Consider the following 16,878-nt stretch of genomic DNA (forward strand, 5'->3'; position numbering starts at 1 on the left):
TGGGCCGGCGGGCGATCGCCCGCCGGCTCAGCTCGCTCCGGCGGACGCGACCTGGCCACGCCACCACGGCGTCTCGATGAAGCCGCGCTTCATGAAGACGAGCTCCATGGCCGCGTCCCACCCCTTCACGCCTTTGAGCTGAGCGATCGTCCCGGTGAGGAAGTCGTGCAGCGTCTCGGTGCTCGGGAGGATGATCTCGCAGTAGAGCGAGTTCTCCTCGAGCACGGCCGCGAGGAACCGCACTGAGACGTGCTGCGACAGCGTCTGCGCGACCGAGGCGAGGCGCGACGGCTCGACCCGCAGCATGAGCAGCGTCTCGGCGCTCATGCCCAGGGCGGATGCCGGCACCATCGTGACCGTCGTGAGACACCCCGCCGACCGCATCCGCTCGTACCGTCGACGGACGCTGCTCTCGTTCATGTCGAGCGTGGCCGCGATGGAGAGGAACGATGCACGCCCGTTGTCGCTCAGCTCGCGCACGATCGCTCGATCCGCGTCGTCGAAGTGGGAGGGATCACACGTGTTGGGTGCGGGCATGTACGACTGGGGGTCGGACGCCGCCTCGGCGTGCGAGTCGTACAGCTGACGCCCCCAGTCGAAGCTCACCTTGTAGGTGTGCACCACCAGGTCGCTGCGCCAGCGCTCGACGCCGGGGATGGCCTGCAGATCCGTGAGGACGTGGGCGTAGTTCGCCGAGTCCCCGGGAATGACGACCTCGGCGAACACGTCGAACTTCCCGGTCACCAGGGTGACGAATCGCACGTACGGCGACCCGATGAGCGCCTCCGCGACCGTGAGCTGCGAACCAGGCGTGCAGTTGATCCGTACGAAGAACGTCTCGACGTGCCCCTCGCTCCCCAGAGTCGGCACGATGCCGACCCGCACGATCCCCTCGGCGAGCAGCTGCTGCCCGCGCCTGGTCACCGTCGACACCGAGGCCCCGGCGAACTCGGCGATCGAGGTCCAGCTCGCCCGTCCGTCCTGCTGCAGGGCGACGACGATGCGCCGGTCGAGGTCGCTGACGTCCCTCACGAGTGGCGCGCTGCTCATGCCGTCGGCGGGTACACCCGGTGCAGGAACGTGCGCACCGTGTCCGTCCACGCCTCTGCCTCCTCGATCTGCGGGGAGTGCCCCGACTTCTCGAACACCACCATCTCGGAGTCCGGGATGAGATCGGCGATCGTCTGGCTACACGATACTGGCGTGATCCAATCGGTCCGGCCCACGGTGATGAGTGTCGGAACCGAGATCTCGGGCAGGCGCGGCTTCAGGTCGTAGCTCGGCAGGTTCACCGAGAACGCGTAGTTGTGCGCCTCATAACGGTAAGGAGTCGCCTCGACCTTCCGCTCAACGGCATCCGGATCGTAGTGGAAGTCGTACAGCGGGAGGATCTCGCGCCAGCAGTCCTTGAGGTCCTCGTTGTCGCGGACCGTGCCCACGTCGATACGGTCGAACTTCTCCATGTCGATGCTCACGCGGTCCGACGCCAGCGCGTTCTCGCGCGCGAGGTGCGCGTTGGAGTTGTCGGGCGAGGTGTCGCGCAGCACGACGGCCGCCACGCGGTCGGGGTAGCGCAGGGCGTACTCCATCGCCATGAATCCGCCGTACGAGCCGCCCGCCATGACGATGCGCTCGGCGCCGATCCACTCGCGCAGACCGTCGATGTCGGCGGCCCACTGCTCGTGGCTGAACGTGCCGTTGCCCTCGCTCTGGCCGCTCCCCCTGGCGTCGAACACGACGACCCGGTACTCGTCGGCGAGGCGTCCGAAGCTCGCGCGCGGCTCTGCTCGCGACCCGAGGCCGGGGGCACCGTGATGCGTGATGATCACGGGGGCGTCCTCCGGGCCGAGCACCTCGACGGCGAGGTGGTTGCCGTTGATCTCGACCCACTGGTGGTCGCTGGTGGCGGCGGCGAACTCCGGGGAGACCTCCGGTGTGCTGGTCATGGTGTTCCTCTTCCTTCGAAAGGTCGTGTGGTACGGGTGGCGGAGCTCAGAGCGGGATGGTGCAGTCGTCGAGCCCGCGCGGGAACGTGGTGAGGGGTTCCGCGCCGTCGTCGGTGATGAGCATGCTGTCGCTGATGCGATACCCCGCGTGTCCCGGCACGTAGATGCCGGGTTCGTTGGAGACGACCATGCCGGCCTGCAGCAGCGTCGCGTCGCCGTCTTCGAGCCACGGCGCCTCGTGCATGCCCAGCCCGATGCCGTGCCCCTGGCGGTGACGGATGTACTCGCCGAGGCCTGCATCGCGGATCACGTCGAGGCAGAGCCGGTTCGCCTCCCGGCCCTCGATGCCGGCGCGGATCGTCTCGCGTCCGAGCTGCTGCGCGGCGTGGATCGTGTCGTGGTACCGGCGCTGCTCGGCCGTCGGCTCGCCGAGCACGAAGGTGCGCTCCCCCTCGATGAAGCGCCCACCCACCGCGCACCCGAGCGACAGCATGAACGTGTCGCCCTCGCGCAGCCTGTTCGCCGAGGGCAGCCCGTGCGGGAAGGCGGAGTTCGCCCCGGAGTACACCAGCCCGCCGGCGAGCAGCGAGGCCACGACGACGTTTCGGTGCTCGGCGTACATGAGGCGGGTGCCCGCGACGGTGACGTGCCGCTCCAGCTCGGTCTCGGTCGGGAGGTCTCCCCCGGCGGCCACGGCGTCGACCACCAGCTGCACGCCGGCGTCCAGCATCCGGTCGGTGATCCTGGCCGCCTCCCGATGCAGCGCGATCTCCTCGGGGAACTTCACGTACCGAGCACGGATCGTGAGGTCGGAGCCCACGAGCTCGGCCGCCCCGAACGCTGCGCTGGCCGCGGCGAGACGGGCGTAGGGCATGGTCGACGCGAATCCCACGCGCCGCGCGGGAGCGACAGCATCGGCGAGCACCCGGAAGGGTGCGACGACGCCCGGGTACTCGAAGAAGGCGACGAGCTCCGCACGCGCGGACTGCGACTCCGCATACTCCCGCTCGAGTTCCGGGAGCAGCATCACCGTGCGCCCCGTCGACTCGACCCACACCGCGACCGGACGCTCCGACGGATGGTGGAAGAACCCGGTGAGGTAGGCGATGTCCTCCGGGTGATCGGTGAGGAACGCGTCGAAGCCCTCCTCGGCCATCATCGTGCGGACCCGCTCCTGCGTGCGGTCGAAGAACGCCGGGGCGAGCCTCTGGTCGAACTCGTTCATCTCGTCCGTTCCGCTCATCGCTTGAGGTGACGGGGGTTGCGGGCGTCGTTGTAGGCGATCGAGAGCAGCGTCGCCGACAGCACAAGGATGAGGATCGCGATCGAGGGGAACAGCGTGAGCCACCACGCGCTGACCATCGCACCCGCCTGCTGGGCCTCGTAGAGGATTCGTCCCCACGACCACGTGGTCGGATCGCCCAGGCCGAGGAAGGCCAGGCCGGCGGCCGACAGCACGGCCCGCGAGGCGGTGACGACGACCGACACGACGACGACCGGGGTGACGGCGGGGAGAAGATGGCGGGTGATGATCCAGAAAGGCGAGGTCGTCATCAGTCGCGCCGCATCCACGTACGGCAGTCCGACGACCGTGAGTGCCTGCGACCGCACGAGGCGTGTGACCTCGGGCCACGAGAACGCCGCGACCACGAGGATGATGGTCGTCGTGCTCGGACCGACCAGTGCGGCGATGAGGATCATGAGCGGCAGCACGGGCAGCGACAGAGTCATGTCGACGATCACGCTGATGATGCCGTCGAGGCGTCGGAAGTAGGCTCCGATGACCGCGATGATCGTGCCGAAGATGATCGCGATGACGGATGCCGCGACCGCGACGAGCACGCTCTGCTGCGTTCCCCAGACGACCTCGGAGAACACGTCGCGACCGAGTGCGTCGGTTCCGAACAAGTGTCCGGCGCCCGGCGGACGCAGGACGTCGGGGCCGTAACTCGCGGGGTAGGGGGCGATCAGCGGTGCGGCGAGCGCGACGACGACCAGGAGGAGCAGCAGCCCGAGAGAGATCATCCCGAGCGGGTCCCGGCGGAATGCGCGCCATGTGTGCGCGCTCGCCCGTTCGCTGCCGACGGCGGCGGGTTCGGTGAGGGGCGCGCCCTCGGCGGTGGGGAGAAGAGGAGCGGTCATGACGTCTTCACTCTCGGGTCGAGGTAGCCGTAGACGATGTCGGTGATGGTGTTCGCGACCACGACGGTCACGGCGAGCATGAGGAACGCGCCCTGCAGCACAGGGAAGTCGAGCTGGGTGACGGCCTCGTAGATCCCGCGGCCGATGCCCGGATAGGCGAACACGGTCTCGGTGAGCACAGCTCCCCCGACGAGGAAGCCGAGCTGCAGGCCGATCAGGGTGGTGGTGGGGAGCAGGGCGTTGCGCAGCGCGTGCTTCCAGAGGATGCGTCCACCGCGCAGGCCGTTGGCCTTGGCGAGGAGGATGTAGTCCTCGCTGAGGGTCTCGATGAGGGTCGACCGCATCGTCAGCACGTACGACCCCACCTGGATCAGCATGAGCGATACGGCCGGCAGCACGAGGTGCTGCGCGACGCTGAGGTACCAGTCCATCCCGTACGTGTTGTTCGTGTACGCCCCGCCGATCGGGAACCAGCCGAGGTTCAGCCCGAAGACGAACAGCAGGAGGATCGCCACACTCGGCACGAAGAGCGACTGGCCCGTCACACCGAGCACCTGCACGGCCCGGTCGATGAAGCGGCCCTTGAAGGAGGCCGCGGCCACGCCGAGCGGGATGCCGATGACGATCGTGAGCACGAGCGCCGTCACGGTGAGCAGCAGCGTCCACGGGAGCCGCTGGAGCAGGACGTCGAGCACGGGGATCGACTGGGTGAACGAGATCCCCAGGTTGCCCTGCACGAGCTGCCACATGTAGAGGCCGTACTGGATGAGCAGCGGCTGATCCAGGCCGTACTGCTCGAGGATGGTCGCCCGGATCTCGTCCGTCATGTTCGGGCTCGCCAGCGCGAGCGCCGGGTCGCCGGGGAGCAGGCGGAGCAGCAGGAACGTCACGGTCACGGCGAACCAGATCGTGAGCAGGCCTCGCCCTGCGCGGCTGAGAATGAACGATGCTCGGGACACCCGGGCGACCTTCCTCGAGAGTGGGGGTTGTTACTCGACCGGGTGCGCGCTCGCGAGCGAGAGCGGGTTCACGATCGAGAGCAGTTCGCTCGGCTTCGAGATGAAGCCGGCCCATTCGTCGCTGGCGGCGAAGAAGAGGTTCTGCGTGTACATGATGTTGTCGTAGACCTGCTCGTGCACGATCTTGTTCGCCTCGCGCATGATCGAGATCTTCTCGTCCTCGTCGAACGTGACCATGCCCTCCTCGATCAGGGCATTGAGCTCGGGGTCGTCGACGTGGGTGTAGTTGATGGCTCCTCCGGGGAGGTACGACAGCGCGAAGTTCGTGACGGGGTCGTCCATGATCGCGAAGTTGCCGGCGTAGATGTCGTAGTCGCCCGCGTTGGTCATCGAGAGGTACGTGTTCCGCTCGGTGCCCTGCAGCTCGATCGTGATGCCGGCCTCCGCCGCCGTGTCCTTCACCAGCTGCGCCCACTGGCTCGTCACGCTGTCCTGCAGCGAGTAGATCAGTCGGAACGAGATCGGGAAGTTCCCGTCGGCGTCGGCCGTGTACCCGGCCTCCTCCCTGAGCGAGCGCGACTTCTCCGGATCGAACTCGTACTCCTCCACCGAGTCGTCGTAGTACCTGGCGAGCACCGGCATGAGGGCGCTGGATCCCGTCGACACCGCCTGCCCCTGCAGAACCACCGTGCGGATCGCCTCGTAGTCCACCGCGTGGGCGAGCGCCTGCCGCACCTCGGTCTTCGCGAGGTCCGGCTTCTCCATGTTGTAGACGAGGTGCGCGTATCCGAGGCCCGGAGCTTCGATGACCTGCAGTCCGCTCGCGTTGCTGAGCTGGTCGACCTGCGCCGGGGGCAGTGCATTGGCGATCACGTCGATCTCCCCGCTCTGCAGGGCGAGGATCTCAGTGTTCACGTCGGGGTACACGCGGTACACGACCTCGGCCGGTCCCGGCACGCCGCCGTCGACGAGCGGGTAGTCCTCGACGCGCTTCAGCGTGTAGTGCTGACCGACCTGGAAGTCCTCGAGGATGAACGGACCCATGCCGACCCAGCCGCCGTCGCTGCCGTCGTTCGCGAACTCGGCGATCGATCCCTGCGGCTCGAAGACGTGCTGCGGAACGACGACGCCCCAGAAGCCGATCTCGTCGATGATCGAGGAGTCCGGCTGGGTGAGCGTGAGCTCGACACGCGTGTCCGACACCGCCGTGGCCGTGTCGAGGTTGCCGAGCTGGCCGTAGAACGTGCCGGGCGCCTGGTCGCGCTTGACCGCGTTCAGAGTCCACGCCACGTCCTCCGCGGTCAGCGGCTCGCCGTCGCTCCACGTCAGATCGTCGCGGATCTCGTAGAACCCGGTGGTGTCGTCCACGTAGCCCCAGTCGGTGGCGACGTGCTCCTCCTTCGTCCCGTCCTCGCTGATGCTCAGCAGGTGCGGGTACATCAGGTTGGTGATCCACGAGTCCGTGCGGCTGTTGCCGAGCACCGGATTGAAGTTGACGACGTCCGTCGTCGTCCCGATGCTGAGCGTCTCGTCGCTCGGCCCGGTGCTGGATGACGACTCCCCCGGCTCCGGAGCGGATGGGGCGCACGCGGTGAGGCTCACGGCGAGTGCCGCGGCCGCACCGAGGGCGAGGTATCTCTTGTACTGCATCAGACCCAGACCTCCTCGAGTACGCGCATGGTGTTCCCGCCGACGACCGCGCGGATCTCGTCGTCGGAGTAGTCGTGCTTCACGAGCCAGCCGATGATGTTGTAGAACGCCTCGGCCGGGTTCTCGATCCCGTCGACGTACGGCTGCTTCTCGTACTCGACGTTGGCGTGGGCCTGGCCGAGGGAGAGGTTCGACGAGAACGCGTCGTGCAGTCCGACGTGGTCGCCGAACAGCGTGTCGGGCCCGAAGCTCACGTGCTCCAGGCCGACGAGGTCGACGCAGTACTGGAAGTGGTCCATGACCGACTCCAGTGAGTGCTTCGGATGCTGCGGCGAGATCGTGGTGTGGGGCGCGGCCTCGATACCGATGACACCACCGCGCTTCGCGCACTCGATGATCGTCTCGTCGGTCTTCATGCGGTTCGTGGGCCACAGGCCCCTGGCTCCGGCGTGCGTGATGAAGACGGGCTTCGAGGAGTGCGCGATCACGTCGAGACACGTCTGGTCGCCCGAATGTGAGATGTCGATCGCGATGCCGAGCTTGTTCATGCGCTCCACAGCGCGCTCGCCGAAGTACGTCAGGCCCCCGTCACCGCGCTCCTTGAGCCCGCCGCCGAGCATGTTCGCCTCGGAGTAGGCGATACCCATCTGACGCACGCCGAATCCGTAGAGCACGTCGAGTCGGTCGACCTCGTTCTCGATCATGGTCGACGCCTCGAGAGCGAAGATGTGCGCGACCCGTCCGGTCTCGGCCGCGTAGCGGATGTCCTTGATCGATTCGGCCTTGATCACGAAATCCTGGTGGGCGAGGTCGGCCATGCGCACGCCCAGGTCGAACAGCACGTCCTGATACTTCCAGCCGGCGTCGCTCGAGATGCAGCAGGTGCCGTCCATGCCGTTGTCGAAGACGGCGGTGAGGCCGGAGCGCGCGAGTCCCTGGTAGCCGGTGGGTTCACGGCCCTGGCGGATGTGGTCGCGCAGCTCGCCCATGTCTTCGGGGAAGACCTGCACGTGCTCGTGCAGCGAGATCACGGTCTCCTCGCGCAGCAGGCGCTCGGTGCGCTCCTTCTGCGCATCGGTCAGCTCGAGGCCCTCATAGGCGGGGACGCGGCCGATCTGCTTGGCGTAGCGGAACTCGCGGTAGTCCTTGCCCGCTTCGAGGTACTCGTAGGCGGTGTAGCCGTCATAGCGGTCAGCTTGTTCGAGCACGAATGCTCCTTCGGTTCGGTGGTGCGGGATGCCTCTCCCGTCCGACGAAGGGAGATTTCCTTGAATCTCGATGATTTCGGCACTGATGTCAACTACTTTGAGAAAATTCGGCTGAGATGTTTCCTGTTCGAAACATTTCGGGTCGGATGTGGTGGCATGATGTGTCCATGGAGAACACGTCTGCACCCGGAGACGGCACCGTGCTCGAGGTCGCCGGACTCACCGTCACGCTCACCGGAGACGGCAGGAGCAACCGCGTCGTCGACGGCATCGACCTCTCGGTACGCCGCGGCGAGGTCTTCGCGCTGCTCGGCGAATCGGGCTCGGGCAAGTCGATGACCGCGCGCGCGATCATGGGGCTCATCGACGAGGGAGAGGTGCACGCCGACACGCTCGCGCTCGGCGGCACCGACCTGCTGACTCTCTCCTCCGAGCAGCATCGACGCCTGCGCGGCGTCAAGGTCAGCCTCGTGATGCAGGACGCCCTATCGGCCCTCAACCCTGTGCTGAGCGTCGGAGATCAGATCGGCGACCTCCTCCGCGCCCACCGGCGCATGTCGCGCCGCGACGTCCGCGCTCGGGCGGTCGAGCTCCTCTCCCTCGTCGGCATCCCCGCGCCCGAGAAGCGCGTGCACGACTACCCGCACCAGTTCTCCGGAGGGCAGCGGCAACGCATCCTCATCGCCATGGCGATCGCCCTCGATCCCGATCTCGTCATCGCCGACGAGCCCACCACGGCGCTCGACGTCACGGTGCAAGCGCAGATCCTGGATCTGCTGCTCTCCCTGCGCGATCGGCTGGGCATGGGCATCCTGCTCATCACGCACGACCTCGGCGTGGTGATGGAGGTGGCCGACAGCGTCGCCGTCATGCGCCACGGCCGCATCGTGGAGTCGGGCAGCGCCGACGACGTGCTCACCGCACCGCAGCATCCGTACACCACGCAGCTGCTCGACTCGATGCCGAAGGACGTGAGCGCCGCCGTCCAGGACGACGGGTCCGCGCCGATCCTGCGGGCGACCGCCGTCGAGCGGACGTTCCGTTCGGGCAGCGGCCGTCGTGCGCACCGCGTCGCCGCCGTGGCCCGCGTGGACCTGGAGCTGCGCAGCGGCGAGATCCTCGCGATCGTGGGCGAGTCGGGCAGCGGCAAGTCCACCCTCGCCAGGCTGCTGGTGGGCCTGGACTCCCCCGATGCCGGGACGCTGGTATATCGCGACAGCGACGTCACCCGTGGTCGCCTGCGGGACCGCAAGACGCTGCGCAAGGGCGTGCAGATGGTCTTCCAGGACCCCTATCTGTCCCTGAATCCCCGGATGACGGTGCAGCAGCTCATCGCCGAGCCGCTCGCGGCCACGGGCACCGGCTCGGCCGGGAGCCGTCGGGAGCGCGTCGCGGAGCTGCTCGAGCTCGTCGGACTGTCACCGGAGATGGGCTCGCGCTTCCCCCACCAGTTCTCCGGCGGCCAGCGGCAGCGCATCGGCATCGCACGGGCGCTGGCCCTCGATCCGGACGTGCTGGTCTGCGACGAGCCGGTCTCGGCGCTGGACGTCTCGATCCGCGCGCAGATCATCGACCTGCTGTGCGATCTGCGCGAGCGCCTCGGCATGTCGATCGTGTTCATCGCGCACGACCTGTCGCTCGTGCGCCACATCGCCGACCGCGTAGCCGTGATGTACCTCGGTGAGATGGTCGAGGTCGGCGATACCGAGACGGTCTACCGCTCCCCGACCCACCCGTACACGCAGTCGCTGCTGTCGGCGATCCCGCCGCAGACCAGGGCCGACCGCGGGATGCTGGCGCGGCGGACTCGCCTCAGCGCCTGAGCGCCGGGCTTCTCAGGTCGCCAGCAGCGGCGGCAGGTGCGGGATGGCGATCGGCCGCGTCGCCCGGCTCGAGTCCTGCACTCGCGAGACGTCTTCCAGCACGTCGTACGCGGTGGAGTAGCGGATGGCCAGAGGGAGATCCCGCAGCCACACGACCTCCACCTCCGTCTCCGCGTATTCGTACACGCACGCCACGACGTAGCGGGGGTCGTTCTCGGCATACCGCCGGTCGTTGATCACCCATTCCGACGGGGTGATGCGGTTGAGCACGTATCTCGGCTCCGGATCTCCGTTCATGCGACAGCCCTCCAAGACTCTCTCCCCGCGGAGATCATCTCCGGCGCGATGAGAAGAGCCGAGCCCCTTGACAATCGCGACGATCGACGGCAGAAGGCTCAGCCGGCGGGTCGAACGGTGAGGTCGGTGAGAGCCGCGTCAGGCGGGAGGTCGAGGGCGGTGAGAATGGTCGTCGCGACGCTCTCCGGGGTGATGTAACGGGCGGCGTCGTACTCCCGCCCCTCCTGCTGGTGCACACGCTCCTGCATCGGCGTCGCCGTGCGGCCCGGGTAGATCGAGGTCACGAGCACGCCGTGCTCGGCCTCCTCCGCCCGGAGGGCGTCGGCCAGCGCGCGCAGGCCGTGCTTGGACGCCGCGTACGCGGCCCACCCGGCATGAGCGTGCAGACCCGCTCCCGAGTTGACGAAGATCACCCGTCCTCGCGAGACCCTCAGCACCGGCAGGAGCAGCCTGGTCAACTCGGCGGGGCCGACGAGATTCACGGCGAGCTGCTGCTCCCACAGCGAGGGCGGCAGCTCGGCCACCGGTCCGAGGTCGACGACTCCCGCGACGTGGATGAGCGAGTCGATGCGCTCAGGCAGCGGCTGCTTCGAGAACGCCCACGACAGCCGACCGGGCTGTGCGAGATCACCGACGAGCGCGGTAGCCCCGGGAAGCGATGCGGTCATCTCGCGGGCTCGACCGGCGTCTCGCGCGAGCACGACGACGTCGTCCCCGCGCTCCAGCAGGCGCCGCGCGACGACCTCGCCGATCCCGGAACCGGCACCCGTGACCAGGTGGGTGGACATGTCAGTTGCGGTCGGCGGACTCGGCCAGCTCGATCGGGATGACGGGGCAGTCCTTCCAGAGGCGCTCGAGCCCGTAGTACACCCGCTCCTCCTGGTGGAAGACGTGCACGATCAGGTCCCCGAAGTCGAGCAGGACCCAGCGCGCCTCCGCGCGGCCCTCGCGGCGCACGCGCTTGTGTCCTGCGTCGATCAGACGATCCTCGACCTCGTCGGCGATCGCAGCGACGTTGCGCTCGCTGTTCCCGGTGACGAGCAGAAAGATGTCGACGAGCGGCAGAGGCTCAGACACGTTCAGAGCGACGAGATCCTCGCCGCCCTTCGAGACGGCGGCCTCGGCTGCGATCTGCAGCATCTCTTCGGCGGTTTCAGGTGATTGCATCAGAACACATTCGTGGTGATGGCGATCACGACGGCGACCCCGACCGCGAGGGCGAGACCACCCGCCACGATCGCGAGGATGATCATGAGCCGGTTGCCCTTTTCGGGCGCCGGGGGACGGATGACCTCTCCGGCGGGCTTGATGGTGCTGATCGCGGAGCTCGCCGCGATCGGAGTGGGAGAGGATGCCGGGGGCAGCTCTCCGTCGATGAGGACGGCATCGACGTCTTTGCCGTCCGTCGTGCCGTGAGCGTGGCCCTGCGATCCGAGGCCCTTCGGCAGCTCGTACGAGCCGGTGACGAGGATCTCGCCCGTGGAGGCCACGGGTCCGGACAGCGAGCCCTCGCCGGGTCCGGGTGTGAAGATCAGGGTGTTCGGAGCGCGGTGCGACCCGGTCGAATCTCCGACCGTGAGCAGCTCGTCGAACGACGGGGCGAAGGGCTTCTGCGGCTCAGGGTCGCTGCCGAGCACACCGCTGCCGAACGCCGAGTTCACCGTCGGGCGCTCGCCGTCGGGAACCACGACGTCGTCCGCCTCGTCGACGTCGGCGAGCACGTCGTCCTCCGCGGCATCGTCCTCGTCGGTCTCGGGGCGGGTCTCGACCTCGATCCCGAGCGCGGCGACGGCCGCGACGGGGTCTTCCTCGTCCTGTGCGTCAGTCTCGGCCTCGTCGGAGGGCCCCTCCTCGGGCTCGACCGATGCGGGCACGAGCGGCACGACGCCGACGGAGTCGACGCTCGCGGCGGCGCTGACGGGGAGAACCGTGAGCTCCTCCTCGACCTCGTCCTCCGACGAGGCGTCCTGTGCCCCGGAGGGCGCGGGAGGAGCGAACACGGGCACAGCGGTGACGACGGACTCGTCCACAGGCGACGTGTGATCAGGGACGACGTCGGACGCCGCGGCATCCTTCTCCGCCGTCTCGTCGGCGGACTCGCTCTGCTCCCCCTGGATCTGCTCTCCGTCGACGACCGGGACGGATGCCGTGCGGATGCGCTCCCGCACCTGGCGGCGCGTCAACCGCGTCTCGCCCGTGTCCTCGCGCTCGGAGGCCGCCTGCTGTGGTGCCGCAGCCGACTCCTCCGGGGTCGGATCAGCGGGGGCGGCGGCTGCCTCCGCAGCGGCCGCTGCCTCGTCGGGCGTGATGACCGGTGTGGAGCCCGTCAGTCGGAGCTCCCGCAGCTGCTTTCGTGTCAGCGGGCCCTGCGCGGGCTGATCCGATGTACTCATGCCTTGCTCCGATACAGATGATGCTTCGCGATGTACTGAACGACTCCGTCGGGAACGAGATACCAGACCGGCTCCCCCTCGCGCACCCGCGCGCGGCAGGCGGTCGACGAGATCGACAGCGCAGGCACCTCCAGCTGGCTGACGTCGTCGCTCGGGAGGCCGTCGGTGCTCAGGATGTGGCCTGGGCGGGAGACCGCGACGAAGTGGGCCAGTTCCCACAGTTCATCATGGTCCCTCCAACTGAGAATTTGCGCCACGGCGTCGGCCCCGGTGATGAAGAAGAGCTCGGCGTCCGGCCGAGCCTTCTTGAGGTCCCGCAGGGTGTCGATCGTGTAGGTGGGCCCTTCGCGATCGATGTCGACGCGACTGACCGTGAACTGCGGATTGGAAGCGGTCGCGATCACGGTCATCAGGTAGCGATGCTCGCTGGGCGTGACGTCGGACTTCTGCCAGGGGTGACCGGTGGGGACGAAGACGACCTCGTCGAGCCCGAAGGAGTGCGCGACCTCGCTCGCGGCGACGAGGTGTCCATGGTGGATGGGGTCGAACGTTCCACCCATCACACCGATGCGCGCGGGGCGCGAGGTCGTGTCAGTCATACGGGACTAGTGGCCGTGCCCCGCCTCGTGTCCGTCCTTGCCGTGCCTGGCGGCCCAGGCCTCGGCCTTGGCCGAGTGGCGGTTGGCGACGTTCTTGTAAGACAGCGTGACGAGCGCGAGGAAGGCGAACACGATCGCGGCGATCACGCCGAAGATGACGGTCTCGAGAGCGACGTTTCCGTGGTGCTCGGTCTCGGCGGCGGCCATCGCGATCTGTGCGACGAGGTTCATCCTTGCTCCGTTTCGTGGCTGGCGGGTGGGCGCTCGAAGCGCCGCAGCGCCACCTAGTCTAGCCCTCAGCCACGAGTCTGCCCCGCTCCACGCGCCAGCCACTTCGTGCTGGTCAGCTCGGCGAGTCCCATGGGGCCGCGGGTGTGCAGCTTCTGCGTCGAGATGCCGACCTCGGCGCCGAAGCCGAACTCGCCGCCGTCGGTGAAGCGCGTCGACGTGTTCGCCATGACGACGGCGGAGTCCACCTCGGCGAGGAAGCGCTCGGCGTTGCGGGAGTCGGTCGTGACGATCGACTCCGTGTGCCCTGTGCTGTATCGGCGGATGTGCTCGAGCGCGTCGTCGAGGGTATCGACGACCTTGATCGCGATGTCGAGGCTCAGGTACTCGGTGGCCCAGTCCTCCTCGGTCGCCGGGATGACGTTCGAGACGAGGCCGGCGACGATGTCATCGCCGTGGATCGCGACGCCCTCGCTCTGCAGGGCGCTGGCGATCAGCGGCACGAGACGGGGGGCGGCCTGACGGTGCACGAGCACGGTCTCCACCGCGTTGCAGACGCTCGGACGCTGCACCTTCGCGTTCACCACGATGTCGCGCGCCCAGTCGTCCGGGGCGCTCTCGTCGAGCACGATGTGCACGTTGCCCGCGCCGGTCTCGATCACCGGCACGGTCGACTCGGTGACCACCGTCTCGATGAGCCCCGCGCTGCCCCGCGGCACGAGGACGTCGATGAATCCGCGGCCGTGCATGAGCGCCTTGGCGCCCTCGCGGCCGAAGTCGTCGACGGTCTGGATCGCCTCGGGCGTGATGCCGGCTCCGCTCAGGGCGTCGCGCATGACCTCGACCAGCACGGTGTTGGAGTCTCGCGCCGCGCTGCCGCCTCGGAGCACGGCGGCGTTGCCCGACCGCAGAGCGAGTGCCGCGATGTCGACGGTCACGTTGGGGCGGGCTTCATAGATGGCGCCGACGACCCCGAAGGGCACACGGACCTGCTCGAGGGCGACGCCGTTCGGCATCCGATGCCCGCCGACGACGCGGCCGACCGGGTCGGGGAGCGCCGCGACCTCGCGCACGGCGGTGGCGAGGGCGGCGACGCGCTTCTGGTCGAGGCGCAGACGGTCGATCAGCGAGTCGCCGATTCCATCGGCCTGACCACGCTCGATGTCGCGGGCGTTCGCGGCGATGATCGTTTCGGCGTTCGCCTCCAGGGCCGCGGCGATCGCTTCGAGCGCACGGGCCTTGTCATCACTGGTCAGCGCGGCGGTGGCGCGGGACGCCTCCTTGGCGCGCTCGAGACGCACCTGCGGGGTCTGGTCGGTCATCCGCCCAGTCTAGGAGAGCGCCGGCTCGAACCAGGTCCCTATTTCCTCGCCGGTCAGGGCCTGGCCGACGAGGTCGGCGCTCGTGACGAGCACGCCGATTCCGGATGCCGCGGCGAGCCGCGCGGCCGAGACCTTGGTCGCTGCTCCCCCGGTGCCGACGCTGTTGACGACGGTCGATCCGAACTCGAGTCCGGAGAGATCGGCGTCCGGCGCGACGACGTCGATCGGCTCGGCACGGGGGTCGAACGGTGGGCGCGTGTACAGGGACTCGATGTCGCTCAAAAGCACCAGTGCATCCGCCTGCGTGAGCTGGGCCACCAGCGCTCCGAGCCTGTCGTTGTCGCCGAACCTGATCTCCTGCGTCGCGACCGTGTCGTTCTCGTTCACGATGGGGAGGATGCGGAGGCCGAGCAGACGCTCCATCGCCCGACGGGCGTTGCTGCGCGAGGTCGGGTTCTCGAGGTCGCCTGTGGTGAGCAGCACCTGGCCGGCGACGATGTCGAACGGACGAAGCGCCTCCTGGTACCGGTACACGAGGATGTTCTGCCCCACGGCGGCGGCCGCCTGCTGCGTCGCCAGGTCGGTCGGCCGGGCGTCGAGACGCAGGAACGGGATGCCGGTGGCGATCGCGCCGGACGAGACGAGGATCACCTCTGCTCCGCGGGCGTGCGCGGCTGCGAGTGCCTCCACCAGCACCGGGATGCGCCAGGACGCCTCACCGCTGATCGACGACGAGCCGACCTTCACGACGATGCGCGCGGCGGTCGCCAGATCGGCCCTGGTGCGAGCTGTCACGCGTCGTCCTCGCGTGTCGCGAGACGACGTTCCTCCGCCTCCGCCCTGGCGACGGCCCTGGCATCCATCCGCTCGTAGTACTGCTCGCGCCGCTCCGAGGTCGTGCGACGACCGTTGGGGGCGAGACGCGGGTCGGTACCGCGCGGAGCCGTCATGAGTTCAGCAGCCGACGACATTGTCGGCTCCCAGTCGAAGACGATGCTGTCGCCCTCGCCGATGACCACGGTCGAGCCCTGCACGGCGCCGAGGCGGAAGAGCTCGTCCTCGACGCCGAGCTTCTCGAGACGGTCGGCGAGGTAGCCGACGGCCTCCTCGTTCTGGAAATCGGTCTGCTGCACCCAGCGCACCGGCTTCTCGCCGATGATGCGGTACACGTTGCCGTAGGTGCCGCCCTCGACCCGGATCGTGAAGTCCTTCTGCGACCCCTTGGGCTTGATCACGACGCGCTCGCGGACCGGAGCGGCAGCGGCCTGCTCGGCACGGTGCTGCTCGACGATCTCGCCGAGCGCGAAGGTCAGCGGGCGGAGCCCCTCGTGCGAGACCGTGGAGATCTCGAAGACGCGGAACCCGCGGGCCTCGAGGTCGGGACGCACGAGGTCGGCGAGATCGCGCGCCTCGGGGACGTCGACCTTGTTCAGGGCGACGAGCTGGGGACGCTCGAGGAGCGGCGTCTGCCCCTCGGGGACCTCGTAGGCCGCGAGCTCGGCGAGGATGACGTCGAGGTCGGAGATCGGATCGCGACCCGGTTCGAGCGTGGCGCAGTCGAGGACGTGCAGGAGAGCGGAGCAGCGCTCGACGTGACGAAGGAACTCCAGACCCAGACCGCGGCCCTCGCTCGCTCCCTCGATCAGACCCGGCACGTCGGCGACGGTGTAGCGGAAGTCGCCCTGCTGCACGACACCGAGATTGGGGTGCAGGGTCGTGAACGGGTAGTCGGCGATCTTCGGCCGGGCGGCGGAGATGGCTCCGATCAGGCTCGACTTCCCGGCAGACGGGTATCCGACGAGTGCGACGTCGGCGACCGTCTTGAGCTCGAGGACGACATCGCCCTCCTGCCCCGGCGTGCCGAGCAGAGCGAAGCCGGGCGCCTTGCGCTTCGGAGTCGCGAGAGCCGCGTTGCCGAGACCGCCCTGACCGCCGTGAGCCACGACGAAGCGCTCCCCCGGCTCGATCATGTCGATCAGCACGTCGCCCGCGGAGTTCTTCACCACGGTGCCGACGGGGACGGGAAGCACCAGGTCCTCGCCCATGAACCCCGCGCGGTGGTCGCCCATGCCGGGACCGCCGTTGCCGGAACTGCGGTGCGGAGAGTGATGGTACGAGAGCAGTGTGCCCGTCTGCGGGTCGGCGACGAGCACGATGTCCCCGCCGTCCCCGCCGTTGCCGCCGTCGGGGCCGCCGAGCGGCTTGAACTTCTCGCGGTGCACGGAGACACAGCCGTTGCCGCCCTTGCCCGCGCGCAGATGCAGCGTCACGGTGTCGACGAAGGTGACCATGTCTCTCTCCCTGAAAAAGC

The 16,878-nt window shown here is 68.5% G+C and carries 17 protein-coding genes; 1 reads left to right on the forward strand and 16 read right to left on the reverse strand.

Features of this window, described 5'->3' with window-relative positions:
* Positions 1 to 27 precede the first annotated feature (27 nt).
* The 7 genes from AUC47_RS12930 to AUC47_RS12960 are packed head-to-tail and all read right to left on the reverse strand — an operon-like array spanning position 28 to position 7,905.
* Positions 28 to 1,050 carry an Lrp/AsnC family transcriptional regulator gene (locus AUC47_RS12930; RefSeq protein ID WP_096715756.1) on the reverse strand — a complete coding sequence of 341 codons (1,023 nt, stop codon included), beginning with the start codon at positions 1,048 to 1,050 and terminating at the stop codon, positions 28 to 30.
* Entirely contained in the window at positions 1,047 to 2,087 is a 1,041-nt protein-coding gene (locus AUC47_RS12935) for an alpha/beta fold hydrolase (protein ID WP_256999585.1), read from the reverse strand. The genes AUC47_RS12930 and AUC47_RS12935 overlap by 4 nt, the downstream gene beginning before the upstream one ends.
* Complete coding sequence (locus AUC47_RS12940) at positions 1,993 to 3,189, reverse strand: M24 family metallopeptidase (protein WP_256999574.1); 1,197 nt, start codon at positions 3,187 to 3,189, stop codon at positions 1,993 to 1,995. The genes AUC47_RS12935 and AUC47_RS12940 overlap by 95 nt, the downstream gene beginning before the upstream one ends.
* Positions 3,186 to 4,088 carry an ABC transporter permease gene (locus AUC47_RS12945; protein WP_096715575.1) on the reverse strand — a complete coding sequence of 301 codons (903 nt, stop codon included), beginning with the start codon at positions 4,086 to 4,088 and terminating at the stop codon, positions 3,186 to 3,188. The genes AUC47_RS12940 and AUC47_RS12945 overlap by 4 nt, the downstream gene beginning before the upstream one ends.
* Positions 4,085 to 5,047 (reverse strand): ABC transporter permease, encoded by a 963-nt coding sequence (locus AUC47_RS12950; protein WP_096715576.1) that lies wholly within the window; start codon positions 5,045 to 5,047, stop codon positions 4,085 to 4,087. Before AUC47_RS12950 ends, AUC47_RS12945 begins: the two co-directional genes overlap by 4 nt.
* A 30-nt stretch (positions 5,048 to 5,077) precedes the next feature.
* A complete protein-coding gene (locus AUC47_RS12955; RefSeq protein ID WP_096715577.1) occupies positions 5,078 to 6,697 on the reverse strand; it encodes an ABC transporter substrate-binding protein in 1,620 nt (539 codons plus the stop codon).
* Entirely contained in the window at positions 6,697 to 7,905 is a 1,209-nt protein-coding gene (locus tag AUC47_RS12960) for a dipeptidase (RefSeq protein ID WP_096715578.1), read from the reverse strand. Before AUC47_RS12960 ends, AUC47_RS12955 begins: the two co-directional genes overlap by 1 nt.
* A 167-nt stretch (positions 7,906 to 8,072) precedes the next feature.
* On the opposite strand from AUC47_RS12960, the gene AUC47_RS12965 reads away from it, so the two are divergent.
* Positions 8,073 to 9,728, forward strand: coding sequence for a dipeptide ABC transporter ATP-binding protein (locus AUC47_RS12965; RefSeq protein WP_096715579.1), 1,656 nt, complete (start codon positions 8,073 to 8,075; stop codon positions 9,726 to 9,728).
* 12 nt (positions 9,729 to 9,740) lie between these two features.
* On the opposite strand, the gene AUC47_RS12970 is transcribed toward AUC47_RS12965, so the two are convergent.
* From AUC47_RS12970 to obgE, 9 genes are all read right to left on the reverse strand, one after another.
* Positions 9,741 to 10,025 (reverse strand): hypothetical protein, encoded by a 285-nt coding sequence (locus AUC47_RS12970; RefSeq protein ID WP_096715580.1) that lies wholly within the window; start codon positions 10,023 to 10,025, stop codon positions 9,741 to 9,743.
* 98 nt (positions 10,026 to 10,123) lie between these two features.
* Positions 10,124 to 10,813 carry an SDR family oxidoreductase gene (locus AUC47_RS12975; protein ID WP_096715581.1) on the reverse strand — a complete coding sequence of 230 codons (690 nt, stop codon included), beginning with the start codon at positions 10,811 to 10,813 and terminating at the stop codon, positions 10,124 to 10,126.
* Between the two features lies 1 nt (position 10,814).
* On the reverse strand, positions 10,815 to 11,192 hold the full coding sequence (gene rsfS, locus AUC47_RS12980) for a ribosome silencing factor (protein WP_096715582.1): 378 nt from the start codon (positions 11,190 to 11,192) through the stop codon (positions 10,815 to 10,817).
* Positions 11,192 to 12,418 (reverse strand): hypothetical protein, encoded by a 1,227-nt coding sequence (locus AUC47_RS12985; protein WP_096715583.1) that lies wholly within the window; start codon positions 12,416 to 12,418, stop codon positions 11,192 to 11,194. Before AUC47_RS12985 ends, rsfS begins: the two co-directional genes overlap by 1 nt.
* On the reverse strand, positions 12,415 to 13,017 hold the full coding sequence (gene nadD, locus AUC47_RS12990) for a nicotinate-nucleotide adenylyltransferase (RefSeq protein ID WP_096715584.1): 603 nt from the start codon (positions 13,015 to 13,017) through the stop codon (positions 12,415 to 12,417). Before nadD ends, AUC47_RS12985 begins: the two co-directional genes overlap by 4 nt.
* Positions 13,018 to 13,023: 6 nt before the next feature.
* Positions 13,024 to 13,248, reverse strand: coding sequence for a hypothetical protein (locus AUC47_RS12995; RefSeq protein ID WP_096715585.1), 225 nt, complete (start codon positions 13,246 to 13,248; stop codon positions 13,024 to 13,026).
* Positions 13,249 to 13,313: 65 nt separating this feature from the next.
* Positions 13,314 to 14,567 (reverse strand): glutamate-5-semialdehyde dehydrogenase, encoded by a 1,254-nt coding sequence (locus AUC47_RS13000; protein WP_096715586.1) that lies wholly within the window; start codon positions 14,565 to 14,567, stop codon positions 13,314 to 13,316.
* A gap of 9 nt (positions 14,568 to 14,576) precedes the next feature.
* Positions 14,577 to 15,362, reverse strand: a complete 786-nt coding sequence (gene proB / locus AUC47_RS13005) for a glutamate 5-kinase (RefSeq protein ID WP_096715587.1) — start codon at positions 15,360 to 15,362, stop codon at positions 14,577 to 14,579.
* The gene (gene obgE, locus AUC47_RS13010) at positions 15,359 to 16,858 is read right to left on the reverse strand and encodes a GTPase ObgE (protein WP_096715588.1); all 1,500 of its coding nucleotides are present in this window, start codon (positions 16,856 to 16,858) and stop codon (positions 15,359 to 15,361) included. The genes proB and obgE overlap by 4 nt, the downstream gene beginning before the upstream one ends.
* Between the last annotated feature and the right edge of the window lie 20 nt (positions 16,859 to 16,878).

This window comes from Microbacterium sp. SZ1 (assembly GCF_002362255.1).
Taxonomy (GTDB): Bacteria; Actinomycetota; Actinomycetes; order Actinomycetales; family Microbacteriaceae; genus Microbacterium.

Bases quoted from the DNA above. Each gene is read 5' to 3' on its own strand.
- AUC47_RS12940 (WP_256999574.1), bottom strand. From the start codon at position 3,189: ATGAGCGGAACGGACGAGATGAACGAGTTCGACCAGAGGCTCGCCCCG.
- AUC47_RS13000 (WP_096715586.1), bottom strand. From the start codon at position 14,567: ATGACCGACCAGACCCCGCAGGTGCGTCTCGAGCGCGCCAAGGAGGCG.
- rsfS (WP_096715582.1), bottom strand. From the start codon at position 11,192: ATGCAATCACCTGAAACCGCCGAAGAGATGCTGCAGATCGCAGCCGAG.
- AUC47_RS12985 (WP_096715583.1), bottom strand. From the start codon at position 12,418: ATGAGTACATCGGATCAGCCCGCGCAGGGCCCGCTGACACGAAAGCAG.
- AUC47_RS12970 (WP_096715580.1), bottom strand. From the start codon at position 10,025: ATGAACGGAGATCCGGAGCCGAGATACGTGCTCAACCGCATCACCCCG.
- obgE (WP_096715588.1), bottom strand. From the start codon at position 16,858: ATGGTCACCTTCGTCGACACCGTGACGCTGCATCTGCGCGCGGGCAAG.
- AUC47_RS12995 (WP_096715585.1), bottom strand. From the start codon at position 13,248: ATGAACCTCGTCGCACAGATCGCGATGGCCGCCGCCGAGACCGAGCAC.
- AUC47_RS12975 (WP_096715581.1), bottom strand. From the start codon at position 10,813: ATGTCCACCCACCTGGTCACGGGTGCCGGTTCCGGGATCGGCGAGGTC.
- AUC47_RS12955 (WP_096715577.1), bottom strand. From the start codon at position 6,697: ATGCAGTACAAGAGATACCTCGCCCTCGGTGCGGCCGCGGCACTCGCC.
- AUC47_RS12930 (WP_096715756.1), bottom strand. From the start codon at position 1,050: ATGAGCAGCGCGCCACTCGTGAGGGACGTCAGCGACCTCGACCGGCGC.
- AUC47_RS12965 (WP_096715579.1), top strand. From the start codon at position 8,073: ATGGAGAACACGTCTGCACCCGGAGACGGCACCGTGCTCGAGGTCGCC.
- AUC47_RS12945 (WP_096715575.1), bottom strand. From the start codon at position 4,088: ATGACCGCTCCTCTTCTCCCCACCGCCGAGGGCGCGCCCCTCACCGAA.
- nadD (WP_096715584.1), bottom strand. From the start codon at position 13,017: ATGACTGACACGACCTCGCGCCCCGCGCGCATCGGTGTGATGGGTGGA.